The sequence below is a fragment of the Planktotalea sp. genome (assembly GCF_965659345.1).
GTDB lineage: Bacteria > Pseudomonadota > Alphaproteobacteria > Rhodobacterales > Rhodobacteraceae > Planktotalea.
In genome coordinates, this window is sequence record NZ_CBFHVK010000023.1 from 26,213 (window position 1) to 42,085 (window position 15,873).

The 15,873-nt window shown below is 52.7% G+C and carries 16 protein-coding genes; 11 read left to right on the forward strand and 5 right to left on the reverse strand.

Going from position 1 to position 15,873, the window contains the following annotated elements; translation table 11 throughout:
• The first annotated feature begins 43 nt into the window (after nucleotides 1-43).
• Nucleotides 44-1,528 (forward strand): aldehyde dehydrogenase, encoded by a 1,485-nt coding sequence (locus ACTG3Z_RS15425; RefSeq protein ID WP_439143921.1) that lies wholly within the window; start codon nucleotides 44-46, stop codon nucleotides 1,526-1,528.
• Here the strand turns inward: ACTG3Z_RS15425 and hpaR are convergent.
• Nucleotides 1,518-1,964, reverse strand: a complete 447-nt coding sequence (gene hpaR, locus ACTG3Z_RS15430; protein ID WP_375267523.1) for a homoprotocatechuate degradation operon regulator HpaR — start codon at nucleotides 1,962-1,964, stop codon at nucleotides 1,518-1,520. The two genes, ACTG3Z_RS15425 and hpaR, sit on opposite strands and share 11 nt — an antisense overlap.
• A gap of 103 nt (nucleotides 1,965-2,067) precedes the next feature.
• On the opposite strand from hpaR, the gene ACTG3Z_RS15435 reads away from it, so the two are divergent.
• The 9 genes from ACTG3Z_RS15435 (at nucleotide 2,068) to ACTG3Z_RS15475 (ending at nucleotide 10,135) form a co-directional block, all read left to right on the forward strand.
• On the forward strand, nucleotides 2,068-2,457 hold the full coding sequence (locus ACTG3Z_RS15435) for a 5-carboxymethyl-2-hydroxymuconate isomerase (protein WP_375267522.1): 390 nt from the start codon (nucleotides 2,068-2,070) through the stop codon (nucleotides 2,455-2,457).
• Nucleotides 2,454-3,965, forward strand: coding sequence for a 5-carboxymethyl-2-hydroxymuconate semialdehyde dehydrogenase (hpaE, locus tag ACTG3Z_RS15440; RefSeq protein ID WP_439143922.1), 1,512 nt, complete (start codon nucleotides 2,454-2,456; stop codon nucleotides 3,963-3,965). Before ACTG3Z_RS15435 ends, hpaE begins: the two co-directional genes overlap by 4 nt.
• Entirely contained in the window at nucleotides 3,965-4,948 is a 984-nt protein-coding gene (gene hpaD / locus ACTG3Z_RS15445; RefSeq protein ID WP_439143923.1) for a 3,4-dihydroxyphenylacetate 2,3-dioxygenase, read from the forward strand. The genes hpaE and hpaD overlap by 1 nt, the downstream gene beginning before the upstream one ends.
• Nucleotides 4,949-4,962: 14 nt before the next feature.
• The gene (locus tag ACTG3Z_RS15450) at nucleotides 4,963-6,360 is read left to right on the forward strand and encodes a pyridoxal phosphate-dependent decarboxylase family protein (RefSeq protein ID WP_439143924.1); all 1,398 of its coding nucleotides are present in this window, start codon (nucleotides 4,963-4,965) and stop codon (nucleotides 6,358-6,360) included.
• Nucleotides 6,357-7,214 carry a fumarylacetoacetate hydrolase family protein gene (locus ACTG3Z_RS15455; protein WP_439143925.1) on the forward strand — a complete coding sequence of 286 codons (858 nt, stop codon included), beginning with the start codon at nucleotides 6,357-6,359 and terminating at the stop codon, nucleotides 7,212-7,214. Before ACTG3Z_RS15450 ends, ACTG3Z_RS15455 begins: the two co-directional genes overlap by 4 nt.
• On the forward strand, nucleotides 7,211-8,011 hold the full coding sequence (hpaH, locus tag ACTG3Z_RS15460) for a 2-oxo-hept-4-ene-1,7-dioate hydratase (protein WP_439143926.1): 801 nt from the start codon (nucleotides 7,211-7,213) through the stop codon (nucleotides 8,009-8,011). Before ACTG3Z_RS15455 ends, hpaH begins: the two co-directional genes overlap by 4 nt.
• A 12-nt stretch (nucleotides 8,012-8,023) precedes the next feature.
• Entirely contained in the window at nucleotides 8,024-8,803 is a 780-nt protein-coding gene (locus tag ACTG3Z_RS15465; protein WP_439143927.1) for an aldolase/citrate lyase family protein, read from the forward strand.
• Between the two features lie 706 nt (nucleotides 8,804-9,509).
• Nucleotides 9,510-9,908 (forward strand): hypothetical protein, encoded by a 399-nt coding sequence (locus ACTG3Z_RS15470; protein ID WP_439143928.1) that lies wholly within the window; start codon nucleotides 9,510-9,512, stop codon nucleotides 9,906-9,908.
• Entirely contained in the window at nucleotides 9,908-10,135 is a 228-nt protein-coding gene (locus ACTG3Z_RS15475) for a helix-turn-helix transcriptional regulator (protein ID WP_439143929.1), read from the forward strand. Before ACTG3Z_RS15470 ends, ACTG3Z_RS15475 begins: the two co-directional genes overlap by 1 nt.
• 520 nt (nucleotides 10,136-10,655) lie before the next feature.
• Here ACTG3Z_RS15475 and ACTG3Z_RS15480 read toward each other — a convergent pair.
• Both ACTG3Z_RS15480 and ACTG3Z_RS15485 read right to left on the reverse strand, forming a co-directional pair.
• The gene (locus ACTG3Z_RS15480; protein ID WP_439143930.1) at nucleotides 10,656-11,561 is read right to left on the reverse strand and encodes a LysR substrate-binding domain-containing protein; all 906 of its coding nucleotides are present in this window, start codon (nucleotides 11,559-11,561) and stop codon (nucleotides 10,656-10,658) included.
• Nucleotides 11,562-11,682: 121 nt separating this feature from the next.
• A complete protein-coding gene (locus ACTG3Z_RS15485) occupies nucleotides 11,683-12,138 on the reverse strand; it encodes a rhodanese-like domain-containing protein (protein ID WP_439143931.1) in 456 nt (151 codons plus the stop codon).
• Nucleotides 12,139-12,457: 319 nt separating this feature from the next.
• On the opposite strand from ACTG3Z_RS15485, the gene katG reads away from it, so the two are divergent.
• Nucleotides 12,458-14,650, forward strand: coding sequence for a catalase/peroxidase HPI (katG, locus tag ACTG3Z_RS15490; protein WP_439143932.1), 2,193 nt, complete (start codon nucleotides 12,458-12,460; stop codon nucleotides 14,648-14,650).
• A 95-nt stretch (nucleotides 14,651-14,745) separates the two neighbouring features.
• Here katG and ACTG3Z_RS15495 read toward each other — a convergent pair whose 3' ends face one another.
• Both ACTG3Z_RS15495 and ACTG3Z_RS15500 read right to left on the reverse strand, forming a co-directional pair.
• On the reverse strand, nucleotides 14,746-15,084 hold the full coding sequence (locus ACTG3Z_RS15495) for a carboxymuconolactone decarboxylase family protein (protein WP_439143933.1): 339 nt from the start codon (nucleotides 15,082-15,084) through the stop codon (nucleotides 14,746-14,748).
• Nucleotides 15,085-15,110: 26 nt separating this feature from the next.
• Nucleotides 15,111-15,704: a DedA family protein gene (locus tag ACTG3Z_RS15500; protein WP_439143897.1), complete on the reverse strand. Its 594-nt coding sequence runs from the start codon at nucleotides 15,702-15,704 to the stop codon at nucleotides 15,111-15,113.
• Nucleotides 15,705-15,873: the final 169 nt, after the last annotated feature.

Here is a 15,873-nt window from a genome sequence, read left to right on the forward strand (position 1 = left end):
GTCTATACGCTGAAAATGCCAAAGCTCGGCCAAGGGGAAAAATATGGATCAGACCAAAATTGACGCATTGCGCGCAGAACCAGTTGCGATGCGCACGCATATTATTGCGGGCCAACACGTGTCTGCGTCTGACGGCGGTCTGATGGATATTCTGTCACCTATTGACGGGCAGGTATTGACGCAAACGGCCAAAGGCACCGTGCAAGATATGAACGCCGCGATCAAAGCGGCGCGCGACGCTTTTGAGGACAAGCGATGGGCTGGTCAATCGCCTGCTGCACGCAAGAAGGTGCTCATGAAATGGGCCGATTTGATCGAGGCGCATGCGTTGGAACTGGCCGTATTGGGCGTGCGCGACAATGGTACAGAAATCAACATGGCGATCAAAGCGGAGCCGGGCAGTGCCGCTGGCACGATCCGCTATTATGCGGAAGCTTTGGACAAGATTTATGGTGAGATCGCGGCCACGCCATCTGATATTTTAGGGATGATCCATAAGGAGCCCGTTGGCGTCGTTGGCGCGATCATTCCGTGGAACTTCCCTTTGATGATCGGCGCTTGGAAGCTGGGACCTGCGCTGGCGATGGGCAATTCTGTTGTCTTGAAACCATCTGAAACTGCATCTTTGTCGCTGATGCGCATGGTGGAGCTGGCGCATGACGCGGGATTGCCTGATGGCGTGTTGAACGCAGTGACGGGTGAGGGCGCAGTTGTCGGCGAAGCGATGGGTTTGTCGATGGACGTTGATGTGTTGGTCTTTACCGGATCGGGGGGCACGGGTCGTCGTTTGATGGAATATGCCGCGCGTTCTAACATGAAGCGGGTCTATCTGGAGCTGGGCGGAAAATCCCCAAACGTGATTTTTGCCGATGCGCCGAATTTAGCAGAAGCCGCGCAGGTCGCCGCTGGTGGCATTTTTCGCAATTCCGGACAGGTCTGTGTGGCTGGATCCCGGCTTTTGGTGGAAGCGTCTATTCATGATGAATTTGTCGCTGAGGTCGCGAAAGCGAGCAGTGCAATGAAAGTTGGGGATCCTTTAGATTTGGGAACCGCGATTGGGGCTGTGAATTCGGAAATTCAGCTTAAGCAAAACCTTGAGTTTGTTGAAACAGCGCGCGCCGAGGGCGGTGATGTTGTTTTAGGGGGAAGCCGTATTCTGCAAGAGACGGGGGGCTATTATATGGCACCGACGATTGTGACTGGGGTAACAGCAGAAGCGACGTTGACCCAAAAAGAAGTGTTTGGGCCTGTGCTGGGTGTCACGGCTTTCGATAGCGAGGAAGAGGCGGTGAGATTGGCCAACGCAACTGTATACGGGCTTGCGGGCGCTGTTTGGACGTCAAATTTGAGCCGTGCACATCGCATGGTGCGCGAGATCAAAACAGGCGTGATGCATGTAAACACTTATGGTGGTGCGGATGGGACTGTGCCGCTGGGTGGCGTGGGGCAATCGGGCAATGGCAGCGATAAATCGCTTCATGCGATTGAGAAGTACATCAATCTCAAGACGGCTTGGATCAAGCTTTAGAAGGCTTGCTGCCTGGGTCTAGCTGTTCGAGCAAATCGAGCAGTGTTTCATAGTTTTCATCCCCCAAGGTTTTGCGAAACTCCGCAACGATCTGCGCTGCTGGTTCGGCATATTCATCGATTATTTTCTGGCCCTTGTCAGTTATTTTGATGAACTGTCGCCGCCTGTCTACGCTATCTCGTGTTTGAGTGATGAGCCCTTTGCCGCGCATGGTTGTTGCGATGCGCGTTAGACTTGGGAAGAGCAGGGAGGCGCGACTGGCCAACGTTGAAGTGTCCAGCGCGCCAAATTCACTTAGCACGCGCAGAACGCGCCATTGTTGTTCCGTGATGCCGGTTTCTGCGAGCATTTCGCGAATCGGCGACATTGCGCCTTCGCGGGCGCGGATGAGCGCGATTGGAAGTGAGCGCGAGGTGCTTGGTAATTGAGATGACATAACACGCCTGTTTTGCACGAAGTTTTTGAAGCTGCCAAGTGATGCTTGACAAAGGTGCCTCAGTTTAATTAATTTAGCAATAGTTAACATGTTAAGGAATATCATGCCACATTTTCACATCGAATATTCGGCGAACCTTGAAGAGGTGGTTGATGTTGGCGCGCTGTGCGAAGCGATCCGCGCTGAAGCGGTGCAGATTGATGCGTTTCCTTTGGCCGGTGTGCGTGTACGGGCCACGCGTGTTGACCACTATGCAATTGCCGATGGCAACGCCAAGCACGGGTTTATCGATCTTTCGATCCGTCTGCGCGAAGGGCGTTCGCAGGATGTAAAGTCGGATAGCATCACGCGCATCTTCGCGACGCTTAAGAGCTTTATGTCAGATGCCCTGAGCACGCATTCCATCGCACTTTCCGCAGAGATACGTGACATTGACGCGTCTTTGTCCCCGAAATTTGGCACGATTAGAGATCATTTGGAGACCCCTTCATGAGCAGCCTTGATGACAATATTGCAAAGCTGAACGGCTTTTTAGAGCGTTTTAAAAGCGGCGGCATTCAGAACCGGATTGCGGGGCAGGATGTCACCGGTTGCGGCGGCGTCTTTCAGGCGCATTCACCTGTGGATAAATCGCTGATTTGCGATGTCGCACATGGGACAGCAGAAGATATCGATGCAGCGGCAAACGCAGCGTCTGATGCATTTGCCGAGTGGCGTGATATGCCTGCGCTTCAGCGTAAGAAGATCTTGATCAAGGTTGCTGAAGGGATCGAGGCGCGCGCAGAAGAGATTGCTTTGTGCGAATGCTGGGACACTGGCCAGGCGTTGAAATTCATGTCCAAAGCGGCGCTGCGCGGGGCGGAAAATTTCCGCTATTTCGCGGATCAGGTTGTGCAAGCGCGCGATGGACAGCATTTGCAATCTCCAACGCTGATGAATGTCACCATGCGCAAGCCGATTGGCCCTGTTGGGGTGATCACCCCTTGGAACACGCCATTTATGCTCTCTACCTGGAAGATCGCGCCAGCGCTCGCTGCGGGTTGTACTGTGGTTCATAAACCCGCCGAGGCGTCGCCGTTGACAGCGCGACTTTTGGTAGAGATCGCTGAAGAGGCAGGTTTGCCACCCGGTGTTCTGAACACGGTGAACGGATTTGGCGAAGGCGCGGGCAAAGCGCTGTGCGAACATCCCAAGATCAAAGCGATTGCCTTTGTTGGAGAGAGTTCGACAGGATCGCTGATCACCAAGCAAGGTGCGGATACATTGAAGCGCAATCACTTGGAGCTGGGCGGCAAGAACCCTGTGATTGTCTTTGATGATGCGGATCTTGAGCGCGCTTTGGATGCTGTCATTTTCATGATCTATTCGATCAATGGCGAGCGTTGCACATCGTCGTCACGGCTTTTGGTTCAGGACACAATTCGCGAAGAGTTTGAGGCGAAGTTGGTCGAGCGTGTGAACAATATCAAGGTTGGTCATCCGTTGGATCCGGCGACTGAAATTGGCCCGCTTGTGACGGAAGAGCACTTCAACAAGGTGACCAGTTATTTCGATATTGCGAAAGAGGATGGCGCAAAGGTTGCGGCAGGCGGTGAGGTTGTTGGTGATGAGGGGTATTTCGTGCGTCCGACGCTTTTCACCAATGCAAACAACGATATGCGGATTGCTCAGGAAGAGATCTTTGGCCCTGTGCTAACGTCGATTCCGTTCAACACTGAGGAAGAGGCGCTGCAAATCGCGAATGACACAAACTACGGTTTGACCGGGTATGTGTGGACCAATGATTTAACCCGTGCGCTACGCTTTACCGACGCGTTAGAGGCAGGCATGATCTGGGTGAATTCCGAGAATGTGCGCCATCTGCCGACACCGTTTGGCGGTGTCAAAGCCAGCGGTATTGGACGCGATGGCGGCGACTGGTCTTTCGAATTCTACATGGAGCAAAAGCACATTGGCTTTGCGACAGGTCAACATAAAATCACAAAACTAGGAGCGCTCTGATGCCAGTTCCAGCACCCAATCTTTATCCTGATTTCAACACTATCCGTTTGAGCCATGCGTGCCTGAATGTGAAAGACCTTGCCGCGTCCAAGGAGTTTTACACCAATATTTTGGGTCTTCAGGTCACAGATGAAAGTGACACGCACGTGTATCTGCGCGCCATGGAAGAGCGTGGTCATCACTGCGTCATTTTGCAAAAATCTGACCAGCCCGGCACGGTTGAGGTGATGGGTTTCAAGACGTTTGATGAGGATGACCTTGATAAGGCCGAGGTCTATTTCAAAGGCAAGGGGCGCCCCACGGCTTGGGTGGATCGTCCCTATCAGGGCCGCACTTTGCTGACGTCAGACAACATGGGAATTCCGCTGGAGTTTTACCACAAGATGGATCGTCTTGAGCCAATTCACCAGAAATACGCGCTTTATCGTGGGGTAAAGCCGCTTCGGATTGATCACTTTAATTGCTTCAGCCATGATGTTGACGAGTCTGTCGCGTTCTATTCTGATTTCGGTTTTCGTGTGACGGAATATACTGAGGATGATGAAAGCAAAAAGGTTTGGGCAGCATGGATGCACCGCAAAGGTGGCGTGCATGATATGGCCTTTACCAATGGCACTGGTCCGCGGATGCACCACATTGCGTTTTGGGTGCCCACACCGCTCAACATCATTGATTTACTCGATCTGATGGCGACGACAGGACATGTGGATAACATTGAGCGTGGTCCCGGGCGGCACGGCATTTCCAATGCTTTCTTCCTCTACATTTTGGACCCGGATGGACACCGCATTGAGATTTATTGCTCTGATTACCAAACGGTCGATCCGGATATGGAGCCGATCAAATGGGATCTGCAAGACCCACAGCGTCAAACGCTTTGGGGGGCCGCCGCGCCGCGCAGTTGGTTTGAACACGGCACTAAATTTGTTGGCGTGGAAACGAAAGATTCCCAGATCGCGGCTAGCCCGATCATAGCGCCATAGGGTAGGGCAGAGCGATGGATTGGGACGAATACGCCCATTGGGGCAAGAAAATTGCTGATTGGAGTGCGGAGTACCATAAGGGACTTCGTGACCAGCCGGTGCGTGCGCAAACTGCTTATGGTGAGATTGCTGCGCAACTTCCTAAAGCGCCACCTGAGGGTGGTGAGCAGATGGAAGCGATCATGGCGGACTTTGAGGATATCGTGATGCCAGGGATCACCCATTGGCAACATCCGCGTTTCTTCGCCTATTTTAATTCCAACGCTGCGGCACCCTCGATGCTTGCAGAGCTGTTGGTCACGACCATCGCCGCGCAGTGCATGCTATGGCAGACGTCACCCGCCGCAACCGAAGTTGAAGGCGTGATGATCGACTGGCTGCGCCAAGCGATGGGTCTGCAAGAGGGCTATACAGGCGTTATTCAAGATAGCGCGTCTTCTGCAACGTTGTCTGCGGTGCTGACCATGCGTGAACGTGCGCTTGGCTACACGGGCAATCAGGATGGGTTGAACGGGAAAGGCAACTTGCGGATTTATTGTTCCGAGCAGGTACATTCCTCGATTGATCGTGCTTGTTGGGTTGCGGGCATTGGTCAGGCGAATTTGGTAAAGATCGCGGGCACCGGTGAGCGGTTCAGCATGGAGGCAGATGCCCTTCAGGCGGCGATTGATGCAGACCGCGCAGCTGGGCATACGCCCGCTGGCATTATTGCGATAACGGGTGGCACTGGCATTGGTGCGTGCGATGATCTGGGCGCGATTTTGCGCGTTGCACAGGCTGAGGATCTTTACACACATCTTGATGCCGCATGGGCGGGCGCTGCGATGATTGTGCCGGAGTTTCAGCAAGACTTTTGGGCTGATGTGAATGGCTACGACAGTATTGTATTCAACCCGCACAAATGGCTTGGTGCGAATTTCGATTGTTCCGTTCAGTTCTTGCGTGATGCGCAGCCGCAGCTCAACACGTTGAAAATCGAACCGGAGTATCTCAAGACTACGGGTGAAACTGTGGTGAACTATTCCGAATGGACAATCCCGCTGGGGCGCCGTTTTCGCGCGCTTAAACTGTGGTTCTTGATCCGCTCTTACGGGCTTGAAGGGCTGCGAACGCGTATCCGCAACCATGTGCTTTGGGCAGGTGAGCTGTGTGACGCGTTACGCGGTTTAGACGGGTTTGAAATTGTGACGGAACCCATTCTGAGCCTGTTTTCATTCCGCTGCCCGGGCGATGATAACATGCAACAGCGCCTTGTTGATGCGATCAATGATGATGGCCGAATCTACATCACCCAAGGGGCATTTGACGGGCGGAAAATCATCCGATTTACAGTGGGTCAATTCGATACGACGCGCGACGATGTTATGATGGCGCACAGCGTTATTAAAGAAGTGTGGGAGACACTGTCATGAATTTTGCGAGCTTTTCATCTGGTGGAGAGAGTTTTTACGGCGTCGTTGCTGACGGCGGTATGGTCGCGCTGAACGCGGTTTGCCCACAATGGCCAACGCTGTTGGACGTGATTGAAGCGGGTGCCTTGAGTGAGCTGGAAAGCGTTGCCAAAGGGCGACCTGTCACGCATGAAGATTTCGAATTTGAGATGGTACTTCCCAATGCCAAGCGCATTCTTTGTGTGGGTGTCAATTTTCCAGACCGCAACGCAGAATATAAAGACGGCACCACAGAAGCGCCGAAATATATGTCGCTGTTTCCGCGTTTCGTCAGCGGTTTTACAGGGCATAATCGCCCCCTGATCCGGCCACCTGAAAACGAAACGCTCGATTACGAGGGCGAAGTCGCGATTGTTATTGGCAAAGGCGGACGGCGCATTGCGCAAGCAGATGCGTATGATCACATCGCGGCGATTACGATCTGTAATGAAGGTACAATTCGCGATTGGGTGCGCCATGCGAAGTTCAACGTCACGCAAGGCAAGAACTGGGATCGCTCTGCTGCGATGGGCCCTTGGCTGGTGCCGTTCAAAGATGCGAGCCAGCTTGACGATGCGCGCATTATCACGCGCGTTAACGGTGAGGTGCGCCAAGATGATGTGCTTAGCCGAATGATGCATCCGATCCGTCGTGAGATTGAATATATTTCAACCTTTATGACACTTCAGCCGGGCGATGTTATCGTCACGGGAACGCCCACTGGAGCAGGTGCGCGTTTTGATCCGCCACGCTATCTCAAGCCCGGTGATGTGGTTGAGGTTGAAGTCAACGGTATCGGCACGCTCGTGAATACTGTGGAAGATGAAGTGCTATGAACGAAAGCGATCATGCACAAGCAGCGACAGACTTGTTAGCTGCAGAGAGCTCTGGCGCGCAGATTGGTTTGCTCACGCTTAAGCATCCTGAGATGGGCATGGATGACGCCTATGCGGTGCAAAATGCGATCTATCGTGCAAAGCTCGCGCAGGGGCGTAAGGTGGTTGGTTGGAAGATCGGACTGACCTCCAAAGCGATGCAATATGCGCTAAACATTGATATTCCCGACAGCGGTATTTTGTTTGACGATATGGTCTTTGAACATAGTGCAACTGTACCCAAAGGGCGCTTTATCCAACCTCGGATCGAAGCGGAGATTGCTTTTGTCATGAAGTCCTCCATCGGAGGTGCAGATGTGACGCGCGATGATGTTTTGGCCGCAACGGACTATGTTGCCCCGTCGATCGAGATCCTTGATACACGTATCTTGCGTGCTGATCCTGATACGGGCGTAACGCGCAAAGTCTATGATACGATTTCCGACAATGCGGCGAATGCGGGTGTTGTTCTGGGGGACAAGAAACATGCGCCTGACGCATTTGATCTGCGTTGGGTTGGGGCGATTACGTCGCGCAATGATGAAGTTGAAGAGACAGGGCTTGGGGCAGGCGTCTTGAATGATCCTGTGGAAAGCGTCGTCTGGCTCGCGCGGCGCATGGCGCAATATGGGCAGAGCATTGAACCCGGTCAGATTATTCTGTCTGGCAGTTTCATTCGCCCCGTTGAGTGCCCCAGTGGCACAGATATTCATGCAGACTTCGGCGCGTTTGGATGCGTTGATATTTCATTCGCTTAGGGAGATCCGCTTATGCCTGCACCACACAATCCGTTCAAACATGCCATCAACAAAGGGGAGCTACAGGTGGGCTGTTGGCTAGGCCTTGCGGATGCTTACGTGGCAGAGATCAGCGCGAGTGCTGGATTCGATTGGGTCTGTGTGGATGGGGAACATTCGCCCAATGACCTACGCTCGATCATGGCGCAATTGCAGGTGCTGAAAGGCAGCGACACACATGCGATGGTGCGTCCGCCGGTGGGCGATACGGCGCTGATCAAACAGTATTTGGACGCAGGCGCACAGTCGCTTTTGATCCCGATGGTGGAAAGCGGCGCGCAGGCGCAGGCGATGGTGGATGCGGTGACCTATCCGCCGCATGGCGTGCGCGGTGTTGGCTCTGCGCTTGCGCGTGCATCTGAGTTTTCGGGGATTGCAGACTACCTCACGACAGCGCGGGATGAGATTTGCTTGATCGTGCAAGTGGAGAACCGCCTTGGCATGGACGCGCTGGATGACATTCTCGCGGTTGAGGGGATCGATGGTGTGTTCATCGGCCCTGCGGATTTGGCGGCTGACATGGGCTTCATCGGTCAAGCGGGCGCGCCAGAGGTGAAGGCGGCTGTGCTTTCGGCGATTGAGCGGATTGTCAAAGGTGGCAAAGCAGCAGGAATTCTAACGCTTGATAAAGAGCTGCAAACCCAGTGCCGCGCGCTGGGGGCGAGCTTTATCGCGACGGAGATTGACGTGACTTTGTTTGCTGGCGGTATGCGCCGTGCGGCTTCGGGGGCGAAGGCGCATTTGGCGGGGTAGGAGAAACAACATCGGGTTGTTTTTAGCGTTTCAACAAAAATAGAACATCGTGTAACGGGTTTTATGTGATGCATGTTTGAGGCGAGTTAGGCCAGCTCAACCAACCACTTCGAGGCCTGCAATGCTTCCCCAGAATAGTTGTACAAGAAGGATAAGAACGAACAAAGAAAACAATGAAAAAGGTATTGACCACGTCAAAATCCCGAGAGCCAAGAACATCCAAAGAAATGTAAGTTTAAGAGATAGAAAAAATACCCAATAGGTGCCTTTCAATCTAATCTTATTTTGGCAATTTGGACATTTTACACGCCTTCTAGAAGCTGAAGCTCGTCGCCAGAAACCAAAGGTTTCCGCGCCACAGCTAGGGCATTCTTCGTTTATTTTTGTTGGCAGGAACGGCATAAGTAAGACCTAGCAAGCAAAATATGGAGTACTATGAGACTAGGAAAACAACGTAGCTCATAACGGGAAACGATGCAAAAATCCGATAAGGGCTGATATGTTATGTTTGAAAATCAGGCATCCAAGGTCTGCTGTGAGCCCGCGTTGCCGATTTTCTACATTGCGGCCAATGTTTGCTGCGCACGGTTTAACGTGTCAGTCCTATTGTTTCTCCACTCATATCTTATCACAATGGAAAGTTTCCTTTACATCTACTTACGCGCCCAGTATGTAAAGGAAGCTTTCCATATCCGGAGTTTTTGACATGACAACAGAGCAAGCAACCTATCGATACTTCAAAGCCTTTATCCCGTCGGTAGCCGTCTACGGAGTGGGAACGGTAAGCATATTTTGGCTCGCCGAAAATGCGGCAGTCTCATCAATTACCCAGTACGTATTGGCTCTTATACCGATTGTTGCGATTTTCTTTGCATTTTGGGCGCATTGGCGCTTCGCGAACGATGTTGATGAATTTATGCGTTTGATTCAGATAAAGGGGGTCATTTTTGGCATCGCTTGCGTGATGATCGTCGCGGCCGGCTGGGGTACTCTGGAGACACTGGCCGATGCGCCAAGACTTCCAGTGTTTTGGCTTTTGCCGATCTTTTGGGTGGCGCAATCCGCAGCCCTAGCAATCATTTCGAAACGCGAAGGTGTGTTCTAATGAAGAACCACCTAAAGGAACTCCGAGCCCAACGGGGTTGGTCTCAAACCGTCCTTGGTGTCCATCTCGATGTATCTCGACAGACGATCAATGCCATTGAAGCGGGGCGCTACGACCCTTCACTACCGCTTGCATTCAAAATCGCTCGGCTGTTCGGGCAAGCTATTGAAAATATCTTTGAAGATGGAGAAGCGGCCATTCAAGCTTCTAAGCTGAACGACAACTAAGTCCGCACACCCGACATTGGGCATTTACGAGTTCTGGGCGGTGTTTCACGCGTAAGAACTGCTATGTAATGCTCGTTTGAGTAGAATGACGCGCTAAAGATAGTGCTCTACGGCGTTGACTTATTCGGGGTGAATTCCACCCTGATATAACGATTGTAACGTGGAGAACTTATAGATGAAAAAATCAATTTTAATCGCTTGAGTTTTCGCCCTGACAACCGGTTTTGGGGTGGTTCAAGCGCAAGCTGACCAGACAGAAAAAGTTCGAGAAGCCATTGCTGGCAAGACACTTGTTTATGGAAAATTCAAAGTCAAAGCGCACCGGAATGGACGTTTGACCGGCAGCGATGGATCGAGGAAATTCAAAGGTGCATGGACGATAAAAGAGGGTCATTGGTGCCGCACGCTTACCGAGCCGAAAGAAGCAGCAGGTACACTGTGCCAAATAACAAAACTTGGCGACGGCACGATAACGATTACTGGCGGAAATGGCCCAACTGTTTGGGAAATTAGGTAACGCCTATTTTTCGCGTGTTGCCAGTTCATTGCTTTCGTTGATCAAATCACCAATCTTTTCGACGCTTTCGCGCATCGGCGAGGCTTTGCGCCAAACAAGGCCAATTGTACGGGTAGGTTCGGGCGTCGCAAATCGGGCGACATCGACATCAGCAGACCGCGCTTCCAGTGCAACGGCCATCTGGGGAATAAGGGTCACGCCAAGACCGCTGGCAACCATCTGTACAAGCGTCGAAAGGGAGCTGCCTTCCATGCTTTCTTTCGGAGTGCTGCTGGGCATTCGGCAAAACGAAAGGGCTTGGTCACGAAAGCAATGACCTTCCTCAAGCAGGAGTAATTTCATCTTTGACAGCGCAGATCCATCTGGGACAGGCTTGCCAGCATCCCGCGCGCTACGAAGCAAAACAAAGCGTTCATCAAACAGTGGAAGTTCTGTCAATTCGGGTTCTGAAATGGGCAGGGCGACAAGTGCCAAATCAAGCGCACCCCCAAGAAGATCACTTATCAAATTATGCGTTTGCGTCTCTCTGATATGCAGATCGACCTGCGGATAAGCGGTGTTCATTTGCGCAACGATACGCGGGAGCAGGTAAGGGCCGATTGTGGGAATAACGCCGAGGCGCAGTTTACCAACCAGCCCTTCATGAGACGTGCGCGCCAAGTCAGAAAGATCATCGACCGCGCGCAGAATGGGACGCACACGGATAGCAAATTGCTCACCGAAGGAGGTTAGACAAATCTGGCGTGCGCGCCGCTCAAACAGGGTTTGCCCGAGAGTTTCTTCCAGCTCTTTGATCTGAACGGAAATGGCGGGTTGAGAGATATTGCAGACTTGTGCTGCGCGACCAAAATGCTTTTGATTGGCGACGGCCTCAAAATATCTGAGCTGTTTGAGCGTTAAGTTGTTCATAGGCTGTCATTATCACATTGCCTTTGAGGCACAAATTTTTCTAATCCAAGGCGGCGACAGGTTCCAAAGCTCACGCGCGCCGCTACGGCGCGTTAGGGTTTCTGTGAACGTCGGATCGTCCTTATCCGCGCCATGCGACAAGCGGTAGCTTTCGCTTGAGCCACCCTGGACCTGCACGTGAGCCAAGCATTCCTTCAGGGACGTCGATGATGGGACCCACATTGGCTTGCGCAAGCGCGAAAGCCACGCGCCGTGAACGCACACCGCGCGCACAAATCAGCGCAACAGGCAAACCATCCCGTTTCATTTGTTCGGCGAGAAGCGCATCAACGAAGTCTTTGCGCCGCATATCAATTGGGACAGCCCCTTGTCCAAGACCTGTGCGCTGCCACTCATCCGGACGGCGTATATCCACGAGAAGAATATCGCCATTCAGCGCCTGTCGATGCGCTTCCACAGGATCAAGAAGCGCGCTTTCGTCAGCGCCGGAACGGGTAGGGGCCAGCAGGTAGCCTGCGCCAACAAGTCCAGCGGCCCCAGTAAGACCAAGCAACATATGTCTGCGTGTGATTTGCATAGTTTCTTTCACCGGTTTGGGGGATGCGAAGCTTAACGTCACATTACTTGATGTAGCGGCTGGTTCAAGTGACGTCCAATTGCCATCGACCAGAGAAACGTTCCCGAGGATGGCTTGTGCATGTGGTGTGTGGCTCGCTGTCTGTGGCGAACTGATATATGCGGGGACGTTATCGTTATATAACAGTGATAGGGAAAAATTATGACGACTATAAGAAAAAGTGAATTTTATTTATGATTTCACCCTGTTAGAACCATTCTAATCACGCGAGTCATTCGTGTGCTTCACACCGCTTAATTCAATTTCTTCCGGAGGTATCATGGACGGTAATAATATTGGCAAATGCCCAGTTATGCATGGCACAGCAGTGCACGCGCGCAACGATGTACGTGGCAATCGCGATTGGTGGCCAAATGCGCTGAACCTGAAAATCCTTAACCAGAACACCAAACAGACCGACCCGTTTGGTGGTGAGATTGACTATAAGAAAGAGTTCGAAAAGCTCGATCTGGACGCGTTGAAAGCGGACTTGACGGCTTTGATGACGGACAGCCAGGACTGGTGGCCAGCAGACTATGGTCACTATGGCCCAATGTTCGTGCGCATGACATGGCACGCGGCTGGTACATATCGTACAGCAGATGGTCGCGGTGGTGGTTCTACAGGTCAACAGCGTTTCGCGCCGCTCAACAGCTGGCCTGATAACGGCAACCTCGACAAAGCGCGTCGTTTGCTATGGCCGATCAAGCAGAAATACGGCAACCAAATCTCTTGGGCCGACCTGTTTATCCTAACGGGCAACGTCGCGATGGAATCCATGGGGTTCAAAACCTTCGGTTTCGGCGGTGGTCGCGCGGATGTTTGGGAGCCTGAAGAGGATACGTACTGGGGGTCTGAGGAAGAGTGGCTCCAAAACTCTGGTGGTGAAAACAGCCGTTACTCTGGTGAGCGCGATCTTGAGAACCCGTTGGCTGCTGTGCAGATGGGTCTGATTTACGTCAACCCAGAGGGTCCGGATGGCAACCCTGATCCGCTCGCATCTGCGTATGACATCCGCGATACATTCGCGCGCATGGGCATGGATGATCGCGAAACTGTGGCGCTTGTTGCAGGTGGTCACACCTTTGGTAAAGCACATGGTAACGGTGATGCAGCACTTGTCGGCGTTGAGCCTGAAGGCGCGCCTTTGCAGCAGATGGGTCTTGGCTGGAAGAACGCCAATGGCACAGGCAAAGGCTATGACACAGTCACGTCTGGTATCGAGGGCGCATGGACACCAACACCAACGCAGTGGGATCATTCCTACTGGGAGACGCTCTTTGGTTGGGAGTGGGAGCTGACGAAAAGCCCCGCAGGTGCGAACCAGTGGACGGCTGTTGGCGCAGATGGCACGGTGCCAGACGCGCATGATCCGTCCAAATCACACGCACCTATGATGACAACTGCTGACATGGCACTGCGTATGTTCCCAGATTACGAAGTGATCTCTCGTGAGTTCATGGCTGATCCCGATGCGTTTGCCGATGCCTATGCACGTGCTTGGTTCAAACTGCTGCACCGCGATATGGGTCCAAAAGTGCGCTACTTGGGTAAAGAAGTGCCAAGCGAAGATCTGATTTGGCAAGACCCGCTTCCAGCGGCGTCTGGTAAAGCTTTGAGCGATGCGGATGTTGCTGCGCTGAAAGAGGCGATTGCTGCTTCTGATCTGTCAGTTGCGGATATGGTGTCAACGGCTTGGGCGTCCGCGTCTACGTTCCGTGGTTCTGACAATCGCGGTGGTGCCAATGGTGCGCGTATCCGCCTTGAGCCACAGCGCTCTTGGGCAGTGAACGAGCCTGCGAAACTTGAACGCGTGCTTGGTGTGTTGGAAGGCATTCAGAGCGCGTCTTCCAGCGATGTGTCCATGGCTGACCTGATCGTGCTTGCGGGTAACGTAGGTGTCGAGCAGGCGGCGAAAGCGGCGGGTCACGACGTGGCTGTACCGTTCACACAAGGCCGTGTGGATGCAACGCAAGAGCAGACGGATGTCGAAGGCTTCGCCGTTCTTGAGCCGCAAATCGATGGCTTCCGCAACTATGCGCCAAAAGAATTCTCTGTGTCCGCAGAAGAGCTTTTGGTGGATCGCGCGCAGCTTTTGACACTGAGCGCACCTGAGATGACAGCGCTTGTTGGCGGTCTGCGTGTGTTGGGTGCGAATGTCGATGGCGCAAACCACGGCGTGTTCACAGAGCGTGCAGGCCAGCTCACGAACGACTTCTTCACAGGTATCACTGATATGAGTGTAGAATGGTCAGCGGTAGACGACAGCGAAACTGTGTATGAAGCACGTGATCGCGCAACGGGCGAGGTCCGCTGGACAGGCACACGCGTCGATCTGGTGTTCGGTGCAAACTCACAACTGCGCGCGATGGCGGAAGCCTATGCACAAAACGATGCATCAGAAGCTTTCGTGAAATCCTTCGTGGCCGCTTGGGCTAAAGTGATGGATGCAGACCGCTTCGACGTTGCCTAAGATTTACGTGAAATAATTGAAGAAACGCCGGCTCCACTAGGGGTCGGCGTTTTTTTTGTTCTTATCGCTTCCGGCATAATGAGGATTATGTTGCGTTATGACTTACTAAATTCATCAAACGCCTCGAGCGCCTTGGCCCCATAAGCAATCGACGGACCTCCGCCCATGTAGCCGATCATCTCCAAAGCTTCGCAAAGCTCTTCGCGGGTCGTTTTCAGGCGCACCAAAGATTTCACGTGAAAGCCAATACAACTATCACAACGCGTGGAAATACCGATGCCAAGCGCGATAAACTCTTTGGTCTTCTCATCGAGCACGCCGTTCTTTTTCGCAGCCTTTGACATCGCATTGAAGCCTGCGAACATCTGAGGCGTTTCTTTTTGCAAAGCGCCAATGCGGCCCATTGTGTCGTTTAGAAATGTGGTCCAGCTCATGGTGGTGTCCTTTTTAAAAAGATAATTTAGGCCTTGGGTTTACTGACACTCCAAAGCCAGCGACCAAGAAAAATGACAGCAAAAAGAGCGACTAAAAAGCCGCTCGCATTGCCAAGCATGGTGCCAAGCGCAGTGATTTGATCTGAAAAACTATAACCTAATCCAACGTAGAGTCCGACCCAAAATATTTCGCCTAATGCACCCCAAAGAGCGAACTTAGGCCAATTGTAACGGGTGAGACCGCTGACCAAATTTACATAGGGACCGAGCGGCGCGACGAGCCAGCGGGAAAGAAACACGCTGATAGGTCCTTTACCATCCATATAGGCCTTGGCGCTGTCGCGCAGTTTGGTGCGTTTAGGGTTCGCATCGAGCCAGCCCGTGATCAGATTGCCAAATGTACGAGCTAGAAAATAACCGACATTATCGCCGGTGATCGCACCCAAATAGGCGGCCGCCAACGTGGAAACTAGTGCTAGATCGCCCGTTGCCACAAAACTACCGCCGGTGAGCATCACAAGCGACGATGGTATTGGGATACAAAGGCAGGAAAAAAAGGTCACTAAAAACAAAATCGCGATGCTGTAGTTGGTCATGAGATCAAGGACAGCGTCAATCATTGCCATTGCCCCGATACGCAGACGATGCTTTGGTCACTCTTTGTTGCAGCTCCTCGAGCGTGACCCCGTTGATCGCTGCGATCTCTTCTAGCCTAAGACGGCGGGGAGGCTCATTCGGTTGAAAGAAGAGCGCAGGACCCAGCACGCTGGGCGGGATGCCATAAGACTG